The sequence below is a fragment of the Citrobacter sp. On2M genome (genome assembly GCF_018035235.1).
Classification (GTDB): Bacteria; Pseudomonadota; Gammaproteobacteria; order Enterobacterales; family Enterobacteriaceae; genus Citrobacter; species Citrobacter meridianamericanus.
Window position 1 is genome coordinate 245,920 of the sequence record NZ_WPCV01000003.1, and the last position, 20,929, is coordinate 266,848.

A 20,929-nucleotide genomic window follows, 5' to 3' on the forward strand; every position below is an offset into this window, starting at 1 on the left:
CATTTTTCATTCCTGGCACATCCCTTGCAACATTCAACAGGTGTATCTGCAGCCACTACTGAATTCTGACTGGAGGGGATCTATGAAGCTGGTTACCGTGGTAATCAAACCGTTCAAACTCGAAGACGTCCGTGAAGCATTGTCGTCTATTGGTATTCAGGGGCTAACCGTCACCGAAGTGAAGGGGTTTGGCCGACAGAAAGGTCATGCTGAGTTGTACCGTGGGGCAGAATATAGCGTCAACTTTCTGCCAAAGGTGAAGATTGATGTGGCGATTGCCGACGACCAACTGGATGGCGTGATTGATGTCATCAGTAAGGCGGCCTACACCGGAAAAATTGGCGACGGCAAAATCTTCGTCGCCGAGCTGCAACGTGTGATTCGTATTCGTACCGGCGAAGCCGACGAAGCCGCACTGTAATTTCTGGCACACAGTGATAGGAAACCAAAAAATGAAGATAGCGACGATGAAAACGGGTATTGCTTCACTGGCGCTGCTGCCGGGGCTGTCGATGGCGGCACCGGCTGTTGCGGATAAAGCGGATAATGCTTTTATGATGATCTGTACCGCACTGGTGCTGTTTATGACTATCCCAGGCATTGCGCTGTTCTACGGCGGTTTGATTCGCGGTAAGAACGTGTTGTCGATGCTGACCCAGGTTACAGTGACATTTGCTCTGGTTTGTATTTTATGGGTGGTTTATGGCTACTCACTGGCCTTTGGTGAAGGGAATAATTTCTTCGGCAACTTTAACTGGGTATTGCTGAAGAACATCGCGCTGACGGCGGTCACGGGGAGCTTCTACCAGTACATTCACGTTGCTTTTCAGGGCTCGTTCGCCTGCATCACCGTGGGACTTATCGTTGGGGCACTGGCTGAACGTATTCGCTTCTCTGCGGTGCTGATTTTTGTGGTGGTGTGGCTAACGCTATCCTATATCCCCATTGCCCATATGGTCTGGGGCGGCGGCTTGCTGGCTTCCCATGGCGCCTTGGATTTTGCAGGTGGAACAGTGGTGCACATCAACGCGGCGATTGCCGGCCTGGTGGGGGCGTATCTGATTGGCAAACGCGTCGGTTTTGGTAAAGAAGCCTTTAAACCGCACAATCTGCCGATGGTCTTCACCGGTACCGCTATCCTTTATATTGGTTGGTTTGGCTTTAACGCTGGTTCTGCGGGTATGGCGAATGAAATCGCTGCACTGGCCTTCGTCAACACCGTGGTTGCCACCGCGGCCGCCATCCTCGGATGGATCTTCGGCGAATGGGCGCTGCGTGGCAAACCGTCTCTGCTGGGCGCGTGTTCTGGCGCCATTGCCGGTCTGGTAGGCGTAACACCTGCATGTGGCTATATCGGTGTTGGCGGTGCGCTGATTATTGGTGTCGTTGCGGGGCTGGCAGGTCTGTGGGGCGTAACCATGCTGAAGCGTTTTCTGCGCGTGGATGACCCGTGTGACGTGTTTGGCGTTCACGGTGTGTGCGGCATTGTCGGCTGCATCATGACCGGAGTTTTCGCTGCAAGTTCTCTGGGAGGCGTGGGCTTTGCCGAGGGTGTGACCATGGGGCATCAGCTGCTGATACAACTGGAAAGCGTGGCGATCACCATCGTCTGGTCCGGTGTGGTGGCTTTCATTGGTTATAAGCTGGCGGACATGACGGTTGGTCTGCGCGTACCGGAAGAGCAGGAGCGCGAAGGTCTGGATGTGAACAGCCATGGTGAGAACGCTTATAACGCCTGAATCTCAAACTGCCGGATGGTGCTAAACGCTTATCCGGCCTACGATGATTTAGTCTGTAGGCCGGATAAGACATCAATTGCGATTACGCATTACCCCTTCCTGGACGGTAGAAGCGACCAGCACGCCGTCCTGGGTATAAAACTCTCCGCGAACAAAGCCCCGGGCACCGGAGGCCGAAGTACTCTCGACGTTATACAGCAGCCACTCATTGATATTGAACGGACGGTGGAACCACATGGAATGGTCAATAGTGGCGATCTGAATCCCTTTCTCCAGGAAGCCAATCCCGTAGGGCTGCAGCGCAACAGGCAGGAAGTTCAGATCTGAGGCATACCCCAGCAGATACTGATGAACGCGCAGATCGTCTTGTAGTGTTCCGTTGGCTCGGATCCACACCTGACGCGCCGGAGGTGCGACGTGACCTTTTAAGGGATTATGAAACTCCACTGGTCGCACTTCCAACGGACGATCGTTAATAAATTTTTCTTTCAACAACGGCGGCAGCAAATGCGCCACTGAGCGGGCAATTTCCGTTTCTGATTTCAGCTCATCGGGACCCGGTGCCTTTGGCATGGTTTTCTGATGTTCAAATCCGTCTTCCGGTGCCTGAAACGAAGCAGTCATGTAAAAAATGGGTTTACCATTCTGGATCGCGGCAACGCGACGTGCGCTAAAGCTGTTACCATCACGCAGGACTTCCACATCATAGATGATCGGCTTTTGGCTATCGCCGGGGCGTAAAAAATAACTGTGAAAGGAGTGCACCAGGCGCTCTTCCGGTACGGTTTCTTTTGCGGCATATAGCGCCTGACCGACAACCTGTCCCCCAAAAACCTGACGTAACCCTAAGTCTTCACTTTGGCCCCGAAAGAGTCCTTCTTCAATTTTTTCCAGATTTAACAATGTCAGCAAATTTTTCAGTGCCAGACTCATACGTGCTCTCCAGGTGATATCGATGTCGCAGCGAGGTAGGCAGAGTATAACGCAATTTTAAAAGTGGTCCGATGGGTGCAATTGTCTGAATTACTGGCCGATTACAGGCAAAACCAGCTGTCTTGTGCCACACTTAGTCACGTTATGTTTTTGTTAACCACTCTTCTGGCGAGGAAAGTTCTCGCTGGTGCATAGATGATAAGGAGAATTTAATGAAACTCGTGCACATGGTAAGTGGTTTAGCGGTTGCGGTCGCTTTAGCGGCCTGTGCTGATAAAAGCGCGGATATTCAGACACCTGCGCCAAGCCCTAATATGTCAATTGCTGACACACAGTCTAAAATTCAACAGCCGAATGTCTCCGGTACAGTATGGATCCGTCAGAAAGTGGCCTTGCCACCTGATGCGGTGCTGACCGTGACGCTGTCGGATGCGTCACTGGCTGATGCGCCGTCAAAAGTGCTGTCGCAAAAAGCGGTTCGTACTGAAGGTAAGCAAGCACCATTCAGCTTCGTATTACCGTTTAACCCGGCAGATATTCAGCCTAACGCGCGTATCCTGCTGAGTGCGGCCATTACGGTTAATGACAAACTGGTCTTTATCACCGATACCGTTCAGCCGGTGATTAATCAGGGTGGTAAGAAAGCCGACCTGACGCTGGTGCCTGTGCAGCAAACGGCAGTACCGGTTCAGGCGAGTGGTGGCTCTGCAACCACGGTGCCGTCAACGTCACCAACCCAGATGAATCCGTCTTCTGCGGTTCCTGCTCCCACGCAGTACTAAGGTTTTCATAACCCTCTCCGCCTGGGGAGGGTTAGTACACCCAGCGATAGCGCTGTAAATCGATCTGTCCGCTTCCTGAAACCACGATCCCTTCTGCCAGTAACGCCTGACGTTGGCGTTGCAGGTCAGGCCCAGTCAGCGAAATAATACCATGGCGATTGACCACCCGATGCCAGGGCAGGCTACTCCCTTCGGGAAGACGTTTAAGCACGCCGCCTACCTGACGCGCAGCCCGAGGCGATCCCGCAAGCCTGGCCACATCGCCATAAGTGGTGACGAAACCTTCGGGAATTGACGCGACAATTTGCCAGACGCGTTGGGGGAAAGTGTCTTGTATATCCATCATTTATTCCTGCGCTAATCCTTCAGCATAATGCCGAATGGTGAAGGAGTGAAGCCGCATTGCGCAAGAAAACAGCATCCGGTGCTGGATGGGTTGCAATTACAGGGTGCAGCAGTGATAATGCGCCTGCGCGTTGGTTAACAACGCTCTCAATGGGGGCTCTGTTGGTTCTCCCGCAACACTACTCTGTTTACCAGGTCAGGTCCGGAAGGAAGCAGCCAAGGCAGATGACGTGTGTGCCGGGATGTAGCTGGCAGGGCCCCCACCCAATTCTGCCGTCCGGCAATTTTCCTTCTGCTTATCTACTTTTTTTGTCATCGTATTGTCATTTTAATGTCATCAAATGCTGTCAATGTGTTTCGGGGATGTTATTTGATGCTTTTGCCGCTGCCATCGCGTTGTAATGCCATGGGTCTTGCATCCGATGTGTTTTGGCTGACCACAAGGATTTTTTACGATGTCGACCGCTGTATTGAATGTCAAAATTGATGAGGCGCTAAAAGAAAAGCTTCGCCATTACGCTGAAGTACATAACGAGAATTTAAGTATCGCAACGGAAAAACTGCTGCTAATCGCATTTTCCGCCGTTGAAGAGGCAGGAGTCTCTGCTGAGGATATCGATAGCCAGCATACGGAAGAATCCGTAGTTGACGCTCTGACTCCTAAAGAAATCAAAGCATTGCGAAAATTGCTGAAGAAGAAAAAATGAAACAACAACCGCTCTCAACCGCCTGTAATTACAGCGAAGCCTGTGAAATGCTGCGCTCCGGTTATGTGAAACATGTTCGTTTGAGCTGGAATGTCGGCAGCGATGAGTTCTTTCGTATTGCCTCCGACTGGTGTGATGCAGGGGCAAAAATTAAAAAAGATGGTGAGAATTTCGTCATTTCGCTGAAGGGATTTCCGGTTCCCCCTCAGCGGTAATATTGCCGGGACTTCCTCGTCCATTGCGGCATTCCTGGGCGAGTCCGTTGACTCGTCGCTTAGATTATTTTACGCATTTTCCCGCTGCTGGCCTGTAAACGCAGATTATCCCAAATGGGTTGCAATACTCTGAAGGCGGCGCGCGCAGTGTCACCCGGTAACGTGAAGGGCATACGCAAAAAGCGATCGAATGCGCCATCAAGGCCAAATCGCGTACCGGTACCCAACTGGATGCCAGCGCTTTCGACGCGCGTGGCAAAGAGCGTTGCCAGCGTATCGGGTAGTTCAACCCAGAAAGAGAGTCCTCCCTGTGGCTGGGTAAATTGCCACTCCGGGAAATGTGAGTTCATCAGGCTCGAGCACAAGTCTCGCTGCGATGTGAGCAGGCGTCTTCTGCCAGGAAGAAAGTCGGCGGCGTTATCCAGCAACCAGCTGGTGGCGAGTTGTTCCAGCACCGGAGAGCCCAAATCGAAGGTGTCGCGGGTTTGTACCAGCGCGGCAATGGTACGCGACGAGGCCCGAATCCAGCCCAGACGTAATCCGCCCCAAAAGCTTTTCCCTGCCGAACCCAGCAGAATTATCGGTGCATCGCGATTGAATGCAGCAAGTGGCGGTGGAGGCGGGGCGTCATACCACAGGTTCACCATGGTCTCATCGACCACCAGTGTAGTGCGCGTCCTTTCAGCAATATCCGCCACGACCTGACGAGTTGCGGCGTCCATACAGCGGCCGGTCGGGTTGTGAAAGTCCGGCATCAGATAGGCCATTCTCGGGGCGGTTTGCGCGAGAGTGGCAACCAGACCCGCCGTATCCCAACCGTGCTCAGGCAGCGACACGCCAACGGGGCGACATGACGCCCCTTGTATTGCTGCAATCGCCAGCGGATAAGTGGGATGATCGACCACTACGCGATCGCCGGGACCGGTGAGTAAACGCAGGATCAGCGCCAGTCCGCTGACCGCGCCGTTCACGACCATTATTTCATCGGGCTGTGTCGGGAGTCCGCGTTCGCAATAATGCCGGGCGATGGATTCACGCAAAACAGCAAGCCCCTGTGGCAGATACCCAGAGCTTAGCAAATGCTGCGGCATCGCAAACAGCGCTTGCTGGTAAGCCTGGTGAATTTCAGGGCCAGCACTCAGTGCCGCCGTGGACAAATCAAGCGCTGTGCCGGTGCTGGTTCGCGTTGGCACATGGCGAATGTGTTCCGGCAGGATCACCCGTGAGCCGCTCCCATGACGACTTTCCAGATATCCCTCTTCACGCAGTTGCGCCATGGCGCTGGCGACGGTGGTTCGACTTACTTCCAGAACGGCGGCGAGCTCGCGCTCACCGGGCAAGCGACTATCCAGCGCCAGTCGACCATCAAGGATCAGCAGACGTAATGCTTCCGCCAGTTGTCGCCAGATAGGCGTTCGTGAGGGGCTTTCCTGCCAGTGCCCGAGCAGGCGCTGCAAAGATTGACTTCCGTAACGGCGAGATGACATAACAGTCCACTTTTTGAAAACTGGACATTAATCATAGTGCCAATTGCGGTGAAGATGAAAGCCATCTGAGAGTAAAAGGGAAATAACATGCTGCGTCGTTTACTTCAGCTGTTTATCGGGCTGACGCTGTACGGTGTGTCGACGGCGATGTTTGTCCGTGCCGATCTAGGGGCCGATCCGTGGAACGTATTTCACCTGGGCGTGGCAAATTTAGTGTCGATGAATATCGGTGTCGTGATTATCGCCGTGGGCGTATTGGTGCTGCTGGCATGGATACCGCTACGCCAGCGCCCGGGTTTTGGCACGTTGAGCAACGTGATTATGATCGGGCTGGCGGCAGATGTCGCACTGGTGGTTATACCGGGATTTGAATCCCTGATGGCGCGCAGCGGGCTGTTGGTGTCAGCGGTGATCCTGAATGCGTTAGCCACCAGTCTGTACATTGGCGCCGGTTTTGGCGCAGGCCCGCGTGACGGTCTGATGACTGGTATTCACGCGCGAACCGGCTGGCCAGTACGACGAATTCGCACCGCAATTGAAGTGTCTGTTCTGCTTATCGGCTGGCTGCTGGGGGGAACCGTCGGGGTTGGGACGGTGCTGTATGCGCTGGCTATCGGGCCGCTCATTCAGATTTGCCTGCCGTGGTTTCGCCATCAGCCGCAGTCGCGAATCCGTCCCAGGAATGCGCCTGGGGCACGATCGTCTGCTGGCGACTAAACTTAGTCTCGACTGACGCGGCCGGAATCGGCTTGCCGCGCAGTACACTTCGGAGGTTTTTCTCATGAAGTATGTTGATGGCTTTGTGGTTGCCGTACCCGCTGAAAACAAGGAGGCGTACATTGCGATGGCGGCAAAAGCAGCTCCGCTTTTCAAGGAGTTCGGCGCATTGCGCGTGGTGGAGTGTTGGGCAGATGATGTTCCCGACGGCAAACTGACCGATTTTCGCATGGCAGTGAAAGCCTTGGATCATGAAGAGGTGGTATTCAGTTGGATTGAATACCCTTCCAAAGAGGTCCGTGACGCGGCGAATCAGAAGATGATGTCCGATCCCCGGATGAAGGAATTCGGGGAATCTATGCCATTTGATGGCAAGCGGATGATCTACGGTGGATTTGCGCCCATCATGGAAGAGTGATGTGACTGGCTGTGCGGCGTGCCGCCAGCCATCTCAGTATCAACCGCTACGTTAAAGCCGTTTTTCTGCCCACAGAATAAATGCCGCCTTCGGCAGCGCTTTGCTATAAAGCCAGCCCTGACCATACTGTACGCCATGCTGGCGTAGCCAGGCTTCCTGCTTCTCGGTTTCAATACCTTCAGCCACCATCTCCAGCTTCAGTGTTTTCGCGATCTCGATGATATGCGGTGTGACGTTGTTGTACTCCAGCGCATCGACAAACGATTTGTCTATCTTCAGGATGTCCACATCCAGATCCTGCAAATAGCTCAGGCTGGAATAGCCGGTGCCAAAGTCATCAATATAAATTGAATGACCAGCCTGACGGTATTTGGCAATAAAGGGCGCGCTGTTTTTCGGGTCGGCAAACTCGCGTTCGGTCAGCTCCAGCGCGATTTGCTCAGGCTTTAGTTGCCATTGATTCACCTTGCGGCTCAACAGCGCAGGAAGCGTTTCCGAGGTCAGATCGGCTGACTCAAGGTTAATGGAGATATGCTGGTCAGGATGTTGACGCAGCCATCTTCCAAGATCGTCAAATACGCTTTCAATAATCAAAAGAGTAAGCGGCTCAGAAAGCCCGGTTTCTTGTGCCATTGCGACGAAAATTTCCGGCGACAGATAGCTTCCGTCGGCTTGCTGCCAGCGAGCCAGCGCTTCTGCCCCGACCACTTTGCCCGTTTTAAGCGAGATAATCGGCTGGTAGTGAACCTTGATATCCCGATGCTGGATAGCGTCCTGCAATTGGTGATGGGGAGACTGTAAACGGCGTAAAATACGCAGAATAAAAGCGGCGGTGAGTAAACCGATAAGAATCCCTGCCGGCAGCCAGATCAGCGCCTGTCTATGCCAGCTTTTTTGCACGGGTAATGTGGATGCCCATGTTACAACCGTAATGCCCAACTCGGGGAAAGGGCGGGCGTTATAAATACTGCCATCTTTCTGAAAATGGGTAATCGAACGCTCTTGTTGCACATGGTGTAAAACGTCCGATGGCAGATCGGCGCTACTGGCTACCACCATGTTACGCGCGGTGCCAATGATGGCGACTTCAATCGGCCAGGATCCAAACGGGATGACGTCAATAAAAGAACCGGGATCGATCATCACGACGTAATGCTGGCTACCTAATGCCGCCATAAAACGTTTGATGCCCAAATCGTTTTGCGTGGTCAGCCACGCGCGATATCCATCTGGCGTGACTTTCATTGCCGGAGGAAACGCGACCGCCTGGCTTCTTTTTTCCAGGGATGAGCATTGTGGAACGTTATCTTTAAGGTACAGCACTTCCTGAATGTTACGGTAACTGTATGATAAACGACGCATTTCCAGCAAGTGTTCGTCGCTGCATGGCACGCCCTGAAAGGACTCGATACTGCGTAAGGCTTTTTTGGCCTGTTCGCCAACGCGTTCCGTACGTAATGCAGCGCGCATGGAGAACATATCGAGTTCATCGATAAATTTCGTTTCAACCTGACGATGCGCCAGCCACAGGCTTAAACCTACGGGGGCGAGGATGGAAAGAAACAGTACCCCTGTCACCAAGCTTATCAGATGTCGTGTTGTCACGGTGATATCCTTATTTATACAGCGTAGGGAAAGTATATCTGAAAGCCGAAAAAGCAATTCGATTGGCATCATATATTTACGGCCATTTATCGTCCCGTTAAAAAACCACAACGTAAATCGGGTTGAGATTCGTACAAGAGTGGTGTATTTTGTTTGTATGTTATAACATAACAATTTGAGGTTGCCATGAAACCGGATATTCATCCTTTTTACCGTACCGTGGTGTTTCACGATACCAGCGCCAATGAATTCTTTAAGGTCGGTTCGACCATCAAAACGGAGCGTGAGATTGAGTTTGAGGGGAAAATGTACCCGTATGTGACTCTGGATATCTCTTCCAAATCGCATCCGTACTACACCGGGAAACAAAAAACCTTTGATAACGAAGGCAGTGCAGCACGTTTCCAGAAGCGTTTTGGTCATTTTATTGGCACTAAGCGAGGTTAAGATGCAGGTACTTAATTCACTTCGTAGTGCAAAACAGCGTCATCCCGACTGCCAGATAGTGAAACGCAAAGGGCGTTTGTACGTTATCTGCAAAACGAATCCGCGCTTTAAAGCGGTTCAAGGACGTAAAAAAAGACGTTAGTTTCTTTGCCAGCATTTCAGGGAATAAAGTGCGTTCCCTTTACAGGGACGCACTTTTTTTATCTGCGCTGAGACGCGCTTACTAACTGTTCTGGGACCGAGTTAGCGTAAACACATCGTAGAAAGAGAGCTCGCCCTTACGGGATATCATCTTTTGCAACTGCGTTTTATGTTCGCTATCGACGGAAGGTGAGTGCATGATGGTATCTATGAGTGAAGAGGGAACAAAGCGCGTGTTATACCATTCGCCGTTATAGCAAACTCTGAAATCCAGTACGTCGATATCTTCAAAGCGGTATCTTGGCGCAACGTCGAAAAAGAAAAACGCGTTGAGTATGACGAACAGAACCACCAGCAGCCATACTGAATCGACTAACGTTTCTGACTGTAGCATCACCGCCAGCGTGGCAAACCACGCAACATACATGCCGATAAACAGGCCAGGATATTTGCGAATAAAGCTGATGCTAAAGCGCGGTTTGTTGTCGCGTTTTTCGCGAATATTTAAGTCGTCGATGGTTTCGGTAAGCAGGCGCTGTATTTCTGTCATCTCTTGCCTTCGTGGTGTCTGCGATGTTCAGGTACGATCGCCCTATTTTAAAAAGGGGATACCTTTTGATGAAAGTAACAGATTAACCACAATTTAGCATAACAGTTACATTTAAGATCACAGCGTTTTGATAATCCTGGCGGGATTGCCCCCGACCACGCTATTTGCTGGAACGCTTTTCGTAACCACCGCGCCTGAGGCCACAACCACATTATCACCCAACGTTACGCCAGGGTTTATCACCGCGCGTCCACCTATCCATACGTTGTTGCCAATAGTCACAGGTTTGCCAAGCTCCATGCCACTGTTTCGCTCGGTAGCATCCAGCGGATGGGTCGCGGTATAGATATGGACTCCTGGAGCTAACATGCAGTTGTCGCCAATATGGATTGGGCAGACGTCGAGCATAACGCAGTCGAAGTTGGCGTAAAATTCTTTACCGAGATAGATGTTGTAGCCGTAATCACAGCGAAAAGAGGGTTCAATGTAAGCGCCTTTACTCTGGCCCAACAGTTCATGCAGAATAGTCTGTCGCTCACTTTTTTCATCAGGAGCGGTAAGATTGTAGCGCCAGGTCAACTGACGAGCGCGTAGCCGGTCGTGGCGTAACGTTTCATCTGCAGGGCTATAAAGTTCGCCAGCGATCATTTTTTGCTTTTCATTACTCATTACGAATTCCCTGTGTCTGGTAGTCATTTCAACACAGTAAAACGCAATGCACTCAAGGGGAACGTTCCCGTTTCTTCGCTGTGATCGTAGTCACGTGATTTGAATTAAATAATCATTGTAAATACGAAAATGGTCAGCCAGACAAATGTGCCGCGATACCTGACTTAACCTGTGAGTATTAGCGAATGAATTTCCAAACAGAAGTTGGAATCTTGTCGTAGAGCTTATTCATGGTCAATTCAGCAAGGCGATGATCTGCTGCTGAGTAAAATACAGCCAGTTCGTTGTCGGACAATTCATATTTATTTTTTTCAATAACGCGCTCAAGGGTGTCAATTGTCTGGCAACGTCGCAGGCGCATCAAATAATCAGTTTTAGTTAATGGTTTATCGGACATAACTCTTACCTATGATTGTAATAATTTTTAACAAGACAAACTAACAGGATTAGCCCTGGTGGCATTGACAAAACAGCGAAACAGTCGATTACCTGACTTCCGCCATTTCTGCAGATCCTGCATATTAATACCATAACTGCTGAACAACATAAAAGTGTCATCCAGATATTCATCTATCTGCGTAATCAGCTTATTGTCCTCATTGTACTTAATTTTATAATTAAGTGCGAAGGTTGCAATATGCTCTATCAGTTCATTGAGCTGCAAGCTGGTGGCAGAGGTAGGGTCATTAACCCAGCCATGGTTACTTTGTTCAAGGTTTGCAAGACAGTCATGATACAGGGTTTCACAGAGAAATTTAAGCTGTGCGATATCATGTCTTTTGGGTGAGTATTCATCCATAACGCATCCCCTTCTTAGTGGCTTAAACTAACCGAACACCTTTCGGGATGGATACAACAAACTACCTGGAACTTGCCCGCGACTCCTGATGATTTAACTATAATCTACTCTAAAAAAGATTTCATCGTCATATCACGAAAAATTACAATTATGCAAAATTATGATGCAGGGTCATTTTTACATTTTAACAGATCTCTGCCGCTATTCGAAATGGGACAACTTCTTTATTCTTCGGGCAATCATCGGGTTATCTTGATTAGGTTAACAAATGCAAGGCCACTGCCAACAATGTGTGCTGCTTACCAGGAATAATCTTAATATTTATTAAGGTTAATAAGTACTCTTAATCATTTTTTAAGAATAGCCTTTAAGGCTACAAGGATTATATCGATTATTTAACCTGGAGAAAATAAACGAAATCGCAATACGTGAATTTTATGATTTTTCAGAAAAAAGGCCGCTTGCGCGGCCTTATGTTTAGAAAGGTATCAATGATGGTCTACTGAGTGGCTATGCTCAATATCTTCGCTTTTACGGCTAAAGCGGCGGCGTACCACCACAAAGAACACCGGCACAAAGAATATAGCCAACACGGTTGCCGTCACCATCCCGCCCATTACGCCAGTACCAACGGCGTTCTGCGCGCCGGAACCTGCGCCGGAGCTGATTACCAGTGGCATTACGCCCAGAATAAAGGCCAGCGAGGTCATCAGGATCGGACGTAAACGCATGCGGACCGCGTCCAGCGTCGCCTCTATCAGACCTTTGCCTTCTTTATCCATCAAGTCTTTGGCGAATTCGACGATAAGTATCGCGTTCTTCGCCGATAACCCAATGGTTGTGAGCAGGCCCACCTGGAAGTAAACGTCGTTGGTCAGGCCGCGGAATGTTGCTGCCAGCAATGCGCCGATTACCCCCAACGGTACCACCAGCATAACGGAGAACGGAATGGACCAGCTCTCGTACAATGCCGCCAGACACAGGAATACGACAATCAGTGAAATGGCATACAGGGCAGGGGCCTGGTTGCCGGACAGTCGTTCCTGGTAGGACATACCGGTCCAGTCATAGCCGATACCAGATGGCAGTTTGCTGGCCAGTTGCTCCATCATTGCCATGGCTTCACCGGTACTTTTACCCGGTGCGGCCTGGCCTAAGATTTCCATGGAAGGCAGACCGTTGTAGCGTTCCAGACGCGGTGAACCGTATTCCCAGCGTGAGGTCGAGAAGGCAGAGAACGGTACCATTTGTCCATCGCTGCCGCGGACATACCAGTTTCCAATGTCTTCCGGCAACATACGGTATTTCGCTTCAGACATGACGTAAACTTTCTTCACACGACCACGGTCAATGAAGTCATTCACGTAGCTTCCGCCCCATGCCGCACCCAGCGTTGTATTAATGTCGCTAATGGAAACACCCAGAGCCTGCGCTTTTTCCTGATCGATATCGATCTTGAACTGCGGCGTATCTTCCAGACCGTTAGGACGTACGCCGACTAGCAGGTCAGGATGCTTCGCGACTTCACCAAACAGCTGGTTACGTGCCTGCGTCAGTTTCTCATGGCCCAGGCCCGCCTGGTCAATCAACTGGAAGTCGAAACCGGTAGCAGTACCTAACTCCACAATTGCTGGCAGGTTGAAGGCAAAGACCATGGCATCTTTAATCTGCGAGAATGCGCCCATCGCACGTTGAGTAATGGCCTCAACTTTGTTCTCTTCGCCGGGACGTTCACTCCAGTCTTTCAACGAGACGAACGCGATACCGGTGTTCTGACCACGACCCGCAAAACCGAAACCGTTAACGGCAAACACCGATTCAACGTTCGCTTTTTCTTTGGTCAGATAGTAATCCGTCATCTCGTCCAACACCTTCTGGGTACGCTCTTGCGTTGCACCCGCTGGCAGCTGAGCCATTGACAGGAATACCCCCTGGTCTTCATCCGGCAGGAACGAACTTGGCAGACGAACGAACAGATAGGCCATGCCCACGACGATGATCAGATACAGCGCCAGATAACGACCGGTGCTGCGCAGAATACCGCCTACGCTGTCGGTGTAATGGTGCGTGCTCTTATCAAACATGCGGTTAAACCAGCCGAAGAAGCCTTTTTTACCTTCTCCGTGATCGCCTTTTGCAATCGGTTTGAGCATGGTCGCACACAGGGCAGGGGTCAGAATCAATGCCACCAGCACTGACAACGCCATTGCCGAAACAATGGTGATGGAGAACTGACGGTAGATTGCACCGGTAGACCCTCCGAAGAACGCCATCGGGATAAATACCGCTGACAGTACCATCGCGATACCCACCAGTGCGCCCTGAATCTGGCCCATTGATTTACGCGTTGCTTCCTTCGGCGGTAGACCTTCCTCAGCCATTACACGTTCAACGTTCTCGACCACAACGATGGCGTCATCCACCAACAGGCCGATGGCGAGCACCATACCGAACATCGTCAGTGTGTTTATCGAGAAGCCGAAAACCGCAAGGACGGCAAACGTACCCAATAACACTACTGGCACAGCGATAGTCGGAATCAACGTCGCGCGGAAGTTCTGCAGGAACAGATACATAACCAGGAATACGAGGATGATTGCTTCAACCAGCGTTTTCACTACTTCGTGAATAGAGATTTTTACGAATGGCGTAGTGTCATACGGGTATACGATCTTCAGACCTGACGGGAAGAACGGTTCCATCTTCTTCAGCTCTTCGCGGATAGCGTTAGCGGTGTCGAGGGCGTTCGCGCCTGTCGCCAGCTTGATACCCAGACCGGAAGCCGGTTTACCGTTGAACTTCGCAATGATGTCGTAGTTTTCGCCACCCAGTTCGACTTTCGCGACGTCGCGCAGACGCACCTGGGAACCATCCTGATTTACTTTCAGCAGAATTTTGCCGAACTCATCTGCGGAGGTCAGACGGGTTTGCGCAATGATCGACGCGTTAAGTTGCTGGCCTTTCACCGGCGGCGTACCGCCTAACTGACCGGCTGCAACCTGGGCATTCTGCGCTTTAATGGCGCTGATCACATCAACCGGGGTCAGTTGGAAGTTGTTCAGTTTGTTCGGATCCATCCAGATACGCATCGCGTACTGGGAACCGAACAGCTGCACATCACCCACACCTGAAGTACGGCTGATCGCGTCCTTCATGTTGGCGCCCACATAGTCGGAAATATCTTCCTGCGTCATGGTGCCGTTGGTGTTGATAACGCCGACAACCATCAGGAAGCTACTGGACGATTTCTCAACGCTCACGCCCTGTTGTTGTACTTCCTGCGGCAGCAGCGGCATCGCCAGTTGCAGTTTGTTCTGCACCTGAACCTGCGCAATGTCAGCATCAGTGCCTGACTGGAAAGTCAGGGTGATCTGAACCGTACCGGTTGAGTCACTGTTAGAGGACATGTACATCAGGTTATCGATACCGTTCATATTCTGTTCGATAACCTGCGTAACAGTATCCTGTACTGTTTTGGCATCAGCGCCAGGGTAGGTCGCGGAGATCGTCACTGCTGGCGGTGCAATAGTTGGATATTGCGCCACCGGCAATTTGAGGATCGCGAGCCCCCCTGCCAACATGATGATAATGGCGATCACCCACGCAAATATTGGGCGATCGATAAAGAAATTAGGCATGTCTTAACGGCTCCTGTTTAAGTTAAGACTTGGACTGCTCAGACTGGCTACCGCTTGCGCCTTGCTGGTTGTTATCTGCGGTTATTTCCTGCGCTTTTACCTGAGCGCCAGGACGTACTTTTTGCAGCCCAGTAACAATCACGCGGTCGCCTGGCTTAAGTCCATCAGTGACTAACCATTTGTCGCCAATCGCTTGTGCGGCGACAATTTGACGCGTTTCAACTTTGTTGTCAGCACCGATAACCAATGCACTGGCATCGCCACGCGGTGTGCGGGTAACGCCTTGCTGTGGAACCAGTAATGCAGTTGGGTTAATCCCTTCTTCCAGACGTGCGCGGACGAACATACCCGGCAGTAAGGTATGATCCGGGTTCGGGAAAATTGCGCGTAACGTAATCGACCCAGTGGTTTGATCTACCGTCACATCAGAAAATTCCAGCGTACCGGACTGCGGGTATTTAATGCCGTCATTGGTCACCAGCTCAACTTTCGCTTTACCGTTCTCTTGCTTCAGCGTGCCGTTGGCCAGCTCTTGTTTCAGGCGCAGGAAGTCATTACTTGACTGCGTCACGTCTACATAGATGGGATCCAACTGCTGAACGGTCGCCAGTGCGGTCGCCTGACCGTTTTGTACCAGAGCGCCTTCCGTAACGGATGATTTACCAATGCGACCGCTGATCGGCGACGTCACTTTGGTGTAAGCCAGATTGATGCGTGCAGTTTCTACCGCGGCTTTCGCGGCAACAACGGCGGCGTTTGCCTGCTGTGCGTCAGCCAGCGCGCTATCGTAGTCCTGTTGGCTGATGTACTTCGTACCTAACAGTTTCTGATAACGTTTCACCGTCAGTTGAGCGATATTTGCTGCGGCTTGTGCTTTGGCCAGATCACCTTTTGCACTTTCATAAGCGGCCTGGTAAGTAGCAGGATCAATCTGATAGAGAGATACACCCGCTTCGATGTCACCACCTTCCGTGAAATTACGTTTCAGGATAATCCCGCTAACCTGAGGACGAACTTCAGCAATACGAAACGCACTGGTGCGACCCGGAAGTTCGGTTGTGATCTGTAGAGGTTCAGTTTTGAGCGTAACAACTCCAACCTCTGGCATTTGCTGGCCCCCTTGTTGGGCCTGTTTGTCGTCACATCCTGTTAGCGCTAAGCTGCCTGAGAGCATCAGAACGACTGCCAGAGGCGTTAACCCTCTGTTTTTGTTCATATGTAAACCTCGAGTGTCCGATTTCAAATTGATCAATGGCTTAAAGCCCATAAACCCATTGCTGCGTTTATATTATCGTCGTGCTATGGTACATACATTCACAAATGTATGTAAATCTAACGCCTGTAAATTCACTGACCTATGGCACGAAAAACCAAACAACAAGCACAGGAAACACGACAACACATTCTCGATGTCGCTCTGCGTATGTTTTCGCAACAAGGGGTCTCATCCACCTCGCTGGCTGAGATCGCAAAAGCCGCTGGTGTGACGCGCGGTGCAATCTATTGGCATTTCAAAAACAAATCGGATTTATTCAGTGAAATCTGGGAGCTAGCAAAACCTAACATTGATGAGTTAGAGACTGAGTATCAGGCAAAATTCCCTGACGATCCACTATCAGTATTAAGAGAAATTTTAATTTACGTTCTTGAAACTACCGTGACAGAAGAACGCCGACGTTTATTGATGGAGATTATATTCCACAAATGCGAATTTGTCGGGGAAATAGCATCAGTTCAGTTAGTCGAACGTAGCCTGTGTCTGGAAAACTATGACCGCATAGAAAAAACGTTACGCCACTGTATGGATGTCAACATGTTGCCGGAAAACCTGAACACACGTCGTGTAGCGGTGTTAATGCGTAGCTATATTTCCGGGATCATGGAGAACTGGTTATTTGCTCCCGAATCATTTGATCTGAAGAATGAGGCTCGCCAGTACGTGGCGGTACTGCTGGAGATGTGTCTGCTTTGTCCAAGCTTGCGTCTGCAGGCAGGAGAGACAAGCTAGTTTGCCATTCTGCACCAGGAATTCTCCTGGTCATTTTGCCTTCTGCTATTCTGCCGTTCACAGCCGTGATATTCTTGTCACTTGACTATTTCCGGTCACTTTCCTGGTTCAGAAACATTCATTCTCATGACTATGTTGCAGCTCTATAAACGTTCACAGCATGTAATTGCTATTAGCATTCTTTTCTTCATTCTATTGTTATCCTGCCAGTCATCTGCATTTGCGCGGGCGCAACAGAGTGGTGAACTGCCGACGAAAGCTGATATTCAGAGCCAGTTAGACACGCTGAATAAACAAAAAGATCTCTCCGCGCAGGATAAGCTGGTCCAACAGGATCTCATCGATACCATTGCCACGCTGGATAAAATCGATCGCGTGAAAGATGAGACCGTACAGCTTCGCCAGAAAGTGGCCCAGGCGCCAGAGAAAATGCGCCAGGCGACGGATGCGCTAAATTCACTCAGCGATGTCGATAATGACGACGAAACGCGAAAAACGCTGAGCACGCTTTCCTTACGACAACTTGAGTCGCGCGTAGCGCAGGTCCTGGATGACCTGCAAAGCTCGCAAAACGATCTGGCCACGTATAACAGCCAACTGGTATCACTGCAGACCCAGCCAGAGCGCGTACAAAATGCGATGTACACCGCGTCGCAGCAGATGCAGCAAATCCGCAACCGACTTGATGGCACTAATGTAGGCGAAGGAGCTTTACGCCCCAGCCAGCAGGTGCTGTTACAGGCGCAGCAGGCGCTGCTGAATGCGCAGATCGACCAACAGCGTAAGAGCCTCGAAGGGAATACGATTTTGCAGGATACCTTGCAAAAACAACGTGATTACGTGACGGCGAACAGTAACCGCCTTGAGCATCAGCTCCAGCTCCTGCAGGAAGCGGTGAACAGCAAGCGACTGACGTTAACCGAAAAAACGGCGCAGGAAGCGGTCAATCCTGACGAGGCCGAGCGTATTCAGTCCAATCCGTTAGTGAAGCAGGAGCTTGATGTTAACCATCAGCTCAGCCAGCGTCTGATTGCCGCGACCGAAAATGGCAACAGCCTGATGCAGCAAAATATCAAAGTTAAAAACTGGCTTGACCGCGCGCTGCAATCCGAACGCAACATTAAAGAACAGATCGCCGTTCTGAAGGGAAGTCTGCTGCTGTCGCGTATTCTGTATCAGCAACAACAAACACTGCCGTCTGCGGATGAACTTGCCGATATGACCAACCGGATCGCCGACTTGCGTCTGGAGCAGTTTGAGGTCAACCAGCAGCGCGACGCGCTGTTCCAGAATGATGCGTTTGTCGCCAAACTGGAAGAAGGGCACCGCAACGAAGTGAACGGCGAAGTCCATGATGCCTTACTGCAGGTCGTGGATATGCGTCGTGAACTGTTGGATCAGCTAAATAAGCAGCTTGGCAATCAGCTGATGATGGCGATTAATCTGCAAATTAACCAGCAGCAGTTAATGAGTGTGTCGAAAAACCTGAGAGGGATCCTCACGCAGCAGATTTTCTGGGTTAACAGTAACCGTCCGATGGACTGGGACTGGATCAAAGCTTTCCCGCAAACGCTTAAAGACCAGTTTAAGTCGATGAAAATCACGGTTAACTGGGAGAAAGCATGGCCCGCGGTGTTTATTGCGTTCCTGGCGGGATTGCCGCTATTGCTCATTGCCGGGTTAATCCGCTGGCGTCTGAAATGGTTGAAAGAGTATCAGGCGAAATTAGCCGCTGCGGTGGGTAACCTGCGTAATGACAGTCAGCTCAATACACCAAAAGCGATTCTGATCGATCTCATCAGAGCCTTGCCGGCGTGCCTGATTATCCTCGCGGTAGGTCTGATTCTTTTGACTATGCAGTTGAATATCAGCGACCTGCTGTGGGCGTTCAGCAAGAAGATGACTGTCTTCTGGCTGGTGTTTGGTTTGTGCTGGAAGGTGCTGGAAAAGGATGGCGTGGCGATTCGTCATTTTGGCATGCCTGCGAAGCAGACCAGCCACTGGCGTCGTCAGATTGTGCGCATCAGCCTCGCACTGTTGCCGTTGAACTTCTGGTCGGTTATTGCTGAGTTGTCGCCGCTTAATTTAATGGACGATGTGCTTGGGCAGGCGGTCATTTTCCTCAACCTGCTGCTGATCGCCTTCCTGGTATGGCCAATGTGCCGCGAAAGCTGGCGTGATAAAGAGTCGCATGGTCTGCGTCTGGTGACGATTACCGTGCTGTCTATTATCCCGATAGCATTAATGGTGCTGACGGCGACCGGCTATTTCTACACCACGCTGCGCCTGGCGGGACGCTGGATTGAAACGGTTTATCTGGTCATTCTCTGGAACCTGTTGTACCAGACCGTGCTGCGTGGGTTGAGCGTCGCGGCACGTCGTATCGCCTGGCGTCGCGCGCTGGCGCGTCGTCAGAACCTGGTGAAAGAAGGGGCGGAGGGTGCAGAGCCGCAGGAAGAGCCGACCATCGCGCTGGAGCAGGTTAACCAACAAACGCTGCGTATAACTATGCTGGTAATGGTTGCCCTGTTTGGTGTCTTGTTCTGGGCCATTTGGTCTGATTTGATCACCGTGTTCAGCTATCTCGACAGCATTACGCTCTGGCATTACAACGGCACCGAAGCGGGTGCGGCAGTGGTGAAAGACGTCACCATGGGCAGCCTGTTGTTTGCGATTATTGCATCAATGGTGGCGTGGGCGTTGATCCGCAACTTACCAGGGCTGCTGGAAGTGCTGGTGCTGTCGCGACTGAAAATGCGCCAGGGTGCTTCCTATGCGATCACTACGATCCTTAACTACGCGATCATCGCCATCGGCGCAATGACGGTCTTCGGATCGCTCGGTGTTTCGTGGGATAAGCTACAGTGGCTGGCCGCCGCCCTGTCGGTTGGTCTGGGTTTTGGCTTGCAGGAAATTTTCGGTAACTTTGTTTCCGGCCTGATTATCCTGTTTGAACGCCCGGTCCGCATCGGCGATACCGTTACCATCGGTACGTTCTCAGGAACGGTCAGCAAGATTCGAATTCGTGCCACCACCATTACCGACTTCGATCGCAAAGAGGTGATTATCCCGAACAAAGCGTTCGTGACGGAGCGCTTGATCAACTGGTCGCTCTCCGATACTACCACGCGCCTGGTGATTCGCATTGGCGTGGCCTATGGTTCGGATCTGGACAAAGTTAAGAAGGTGCTGCTGCAGGCGGCGATGGAGCACCCGAAAGTGATGCACGATCCGGAACCAGCGGTGTTCTTTACCGCCTTCGGCGCCAGCACGCTGGATCATGAGCTGCGTTTATACGTGCGCGAATTGCGCGATCGTAGCCATACGGTTGATGAGCTTAACCGTGCGGTCGATCGTTTGTGCCGTGAAAACGACATTGATATTGCCTTTAACCAGCTCGAAGTGCACCTGCACAACGCGAAGGGCGACACCGTGACCGAGGTTAAGCGTGACATCATTAAAGGTGATGACCCGACGCCTTCGGTAGGTTAATAGAAAAATCATCAGGCCTGCGAGCTTCGATTCATTCGTAGGCCTGATAAGTGCAATGCCATCAGGTTTTCAGTTACAGATCTTTTTTAGATAAAGAGAGCCGTTTCTTCTCGTAATCCTGCTTCACAATCTCCAGCGCTTTCAGCACAATTTCAGGCTCCATCTGATTCTCTTCAAGCAGGACAATCAGATCGACGGCCAGTTTGATCTCGTCCGGGGCGTTCTCTAATGACATAA

Annotated in this window: 22 protein-coding genes and 1 other RNA gene; 12 read left to right on the forward strand and 11 right to left on the reverse strand. The window is 51.1% G+C overall.

Annotated features, from left to right (window positions below; all coding sequences use genetic code 11):
* The first annotated feature begins 82 nt into the window (after positions 1–82).
* Both glnK and amtB read left to right on the forward strand, forming a co-directional pair.
* Positions 83–421, forward strand: a complete 339-nt coding sequence (glnK, locus tag On2M_RS09725; protein WP_003021657.1) for a P-II family nitrogen regulator — start codon at positions 83–85, stop codon at positions 419–421.
* A gap of 31 nt (positions 422–452) precedes the next feature.
* Positions 453–1,739, forward strand: a complete 1,287-nt coding sequence (gene amtB / locus On2M_RS09730) for an ammonium transporter AmtB (RefSeq protein ID WP_151218637.1) — start codon at positions 453–455, stop codon at positions 1,737–1,739.
* Between the two features lie 72 nt (positions 1,740–1,811).
* Here amtB and tesB read toward each other — a convergent pair whose 3' ends face one another.
* Entirely contained in the window at positions 1,812–2,672 is an 861-nt protein-coding gene (gene tesB / locus On2M_RS09735; protein WP_151218638.1) for an acyl-CoA thioesterase II, read from the reverse strand.
* A 212-nt stretch (positions 2,673–2,884) separates the two neighbouring features.
* On the opposite strand from tesB, the gene On2M_RS09740 reads away from it, so the two are divergent.
* Positions 2,885–3,454, forward strand: coding sequence for a YbaY family lipoprotein (locus tag On2M_RS09740; RefSeq protein WP_210904725.1), 570 nt, complete (start codon positions 2,885–2,887; stop codon positions 3,452–3,454).
* A 31-nt stretch (positions 3,455–3,485) separates the two neighbouring features.
* Here the strand turns inward: On2M_RS09740 and On2M_RS09745 are convergent, their stop codons facing one another.
* Positions 3,486–3,797, reverse strand: a complete 312-nt coding sequence (locus On2M_RS09745; protein ID WP_151218774.1) for an MGMT family protein — start codon at positions 3,795–3,797, stop codon at positions 3,486–3,488.
* A 162-nt stretch (positions 3,798–3,959) separates the two neighbouring features.
* Between On2M_RS09745 and ffs the strand changes: the two genes are divergently transcribed.
* From ffs to On2M_RS09760, 3 genes are all read left to right on the forward strand, one after another.
* Positions 3,960–4,056: signal recognition particle sRNA small type (gene ffs, locus On2M_RS09750), an RNA gene on the forward strand.
* Between the two features lie 198 nt (positions 4,057–4,254).
* Positions 4,255–4,506, forward strand: a complete 252-nt coding sequence (locus tag On2M_RS09755; RefSeq protein ID WP_151218640.1) for a hypothetical protein — start codon at positions 4,255–4,257, stop codon at positions 4,504–4,506.
* Complete coding sequence (locus On2M_RS09760) at positions 4,503–4,721, forward strand: hypothetical protein (RefSeq protein WP_151218641.1); 219 nt, start codon at positions 4,503–4,505, stop codon at positions 4,719–4,721. The genes On2M_RS09755 and On2M_RS09760 overlap by 4 nt, the downstream gene beginning before the upstream one ends.
* Positions 4,722–4,780: 59 nt before the next feature.
* On the opposite strand, the gene On2M_RS09765 is transcribed toward On2M_RS09760, so the two are convergent.
* Complete coding sequence (locus On2M_RS09765) at positions 4,781–6,208, reverse strand: PLP-dependent aminotransferase family protein (protein ID WP_151218642.1); 1,428 nt, start codon at positions 6,206–6,208, stop codon at positions 4,781–4,783.
* An 87-nt stretch (positions 6,209–6,295) separates the two neighbouring features.
* Here On2M_RS09765 and On2M_RS09770 point away from each other — a divergent pair, with 87 nt between their 5' ends.
* The gene (locus tag On2M_RS09770) at positions 6,296–6,925 is read left to right on the forward strand and encodes a hypothetical protein (RefSeq protein WP_210904726.1); all 630 of its coding nucleotides are present in this window, start codon (positions 6,296–6,298) and stop codon (positions 6,923–6,925) included.
* 64 nt (positions 6,926–6,989) lie between these two features.
* A complete protein-coding gene (locus tag On2M_RS09775; protein WP_151218644.1) occupies positions 6,990–7,343 on the forward strand; it encodes a DUF1428 family protein in 354 nt (117 codons plus the stop codon).
* A 51-nt stretch (positions 7,344–7,394) separates the two neighbouring features.
* On the opposite strand, the gene On2M_RS09780 is transcribed toward On2M_RS09775, so the two are convergent.
* Complete coding sequence (locus On2M_RS09780; protein ID WP_187252907.1) at positions 7,395–8,948, reverse strand: EAL domain-containing protein; 1,554 nt, start codon at positions 8,946–8,948, stop codon at positions 7,395–7,397.
* Between the two features lie 186 nt (positions 8,949–9,134).
* Between On2M_RS09780 and On2M_RS09785 the strand changes: the two genes are divergently transcribed.
* Positions 9,135–9,395, forward strand: a complete 261-nt coding sequence (locus On2M_RS09785; RefSeq protein ID WP_016152070.1) for a type B 50S ribosomal protein L31 — start codon at positions 9,135–9,137, stop codon at positions 9,393–9,395.
* Position 9,396: 1 nt separating this feature from the next.
* On the forward strand, positions 9,397–9,537 hold the full coding sequence (ykgO, locus tag On2M_RS09790; protein WP_005125190.1) for a type B 50S ribosomal protein L36: 141 nt from the start codon (positions 9,397–9,399) through the stop codon (positions 9,535–9,537).
* Positions 9,538–9,618: 81 nt separating this feature from the next.
* On the opposite strand, the gene On2M_RS09795 is transcribed toward ykgO, so the two are convergent.
* From On2M_RS09795 to acrA, 6 genes are all read right to left on the reverse strand, one after another.
* Positions 9,619–10,086 carry a YlaC family protein gene (locus On2M_RS09795; RefSeq protein WP_187252906.1) on the reverse strand — a complete coding sequence of 156 codons (468 nt, stop codon included), beginning with the start codon at positions 10,084–10,086 and terminating at the stop codon, positions 9,619–9,621.
* Positions 10,087–10,203: 117 nt separating this feature from the next.
* Positions 10,204–10,755: a maltose O-acetyltransferase gene (gene maa / locus On2M_RS09800; protein WP_210904727.1), complete on the reverse strand. Its 552-nt coding sequence runs from the start codon at positions 10,753–10,755 to the stop codon at positions 10,204–10,206.
* Positions 10,756–10,933: 178 nt separating this feature from the next.
* Positions 10,934–11,152, reverse strand: a complete 219-nt coding sequence (locus On2M_RS09805; RefSeq protein WP_002892050.1) for an HHA domain-containing protein — start codon at positions 11,150–11,152, stop codon at positions 10,934–10,936.
* Between the two features lie 27 nt (positions 11,153–11,179).
* Positions 11,180–11,554: an Hha toxicity modulator TomB gene (gene tomB, locus On2M_RS09810; RefSeq protein ID WP_151218646.1), complete on the reverse strand. Its 375-nt coding sequence runs from the start codon at positions 11,552–11,554 to the stop codon at positions 11,180–11,182.
* Positions 11,555–12,042: 488 nt separating this feature from the next.
* Complete coding sequence (gene acrB, locus On2M_RS09815) at positions 12,043–15,192, reverse strand: efflux RND transporter permease AcrB (RefSeq protein WP_187252904.1); 3,150 nt, start codon at positions 15,190–15,192, stop codon at positions 12,043–12,045.
* A gap of 22 nt (positions 15,193–15,214) precedes the next feature.
* On the reverse strand, positions 15,215–16,408 hold the full coding sequence (acrA, locus tag On2M_RS09820; protein ID WP_151218648.1) for a multidrug efflux RND transporter periplasmic adaptor subunit AcrA: 1,194 nt from the start codon (positions 16,406–16,408) through the stop codon (positions 15,215–15,217).
* 141 nt (positions 16,409–16,549) lie between these two features.
* Here acrA and acrR point away from each other — a divergent pair, with 141 nt between their 5' ends.
* Together acrR and mscK are read left to right on the forward strand one after the other, a co-directional pair.
* Positions 16,550–17,200: a multidrug efflux transporter transcriptional repressor AcrR gene (gene acrR, locus On2M_RS09825; RefSeq protein WP_003021744.1), complete on the forward strand. Its 651-nt coding sequence runs from the start codon at positions 16,550–16,552 to the stop codon at positions 17,198–17,200.
* Between the two features lie 126 nt (positions 17,201–17,326).
* Positions 17,327–20,692: a mechanosensitive channel MscK gene (gene mscK, locus On2M_RS09830; protein ID WP_210904728.1), complete on the forward strand. Its 3,366-nt coding sequence runs from the start codon at positions 17,327–17,329 to the stop codon at positions 20,690–20,692.
* A 73-nt stretch (positions 20,693–20,765) separates the two neighbouring features.
* Here the strand turns inward: mscK and rsmS are convergent, their stop codons facing one another.
* On the reverse strand, positions 20,766–20,927 hold the full coding sequence (gene rsmS, locus On2M_RS09835; protein WP_151218650.1) for a pleiotropic regulatory protein RsmS: 162 nt from the start codon (positions 20,925–20,927) through the stop codon (positions 20,766–20,768).
* Between the last annotated feature and the right edge of the window lie 2 nt (positions 20,928–20,929).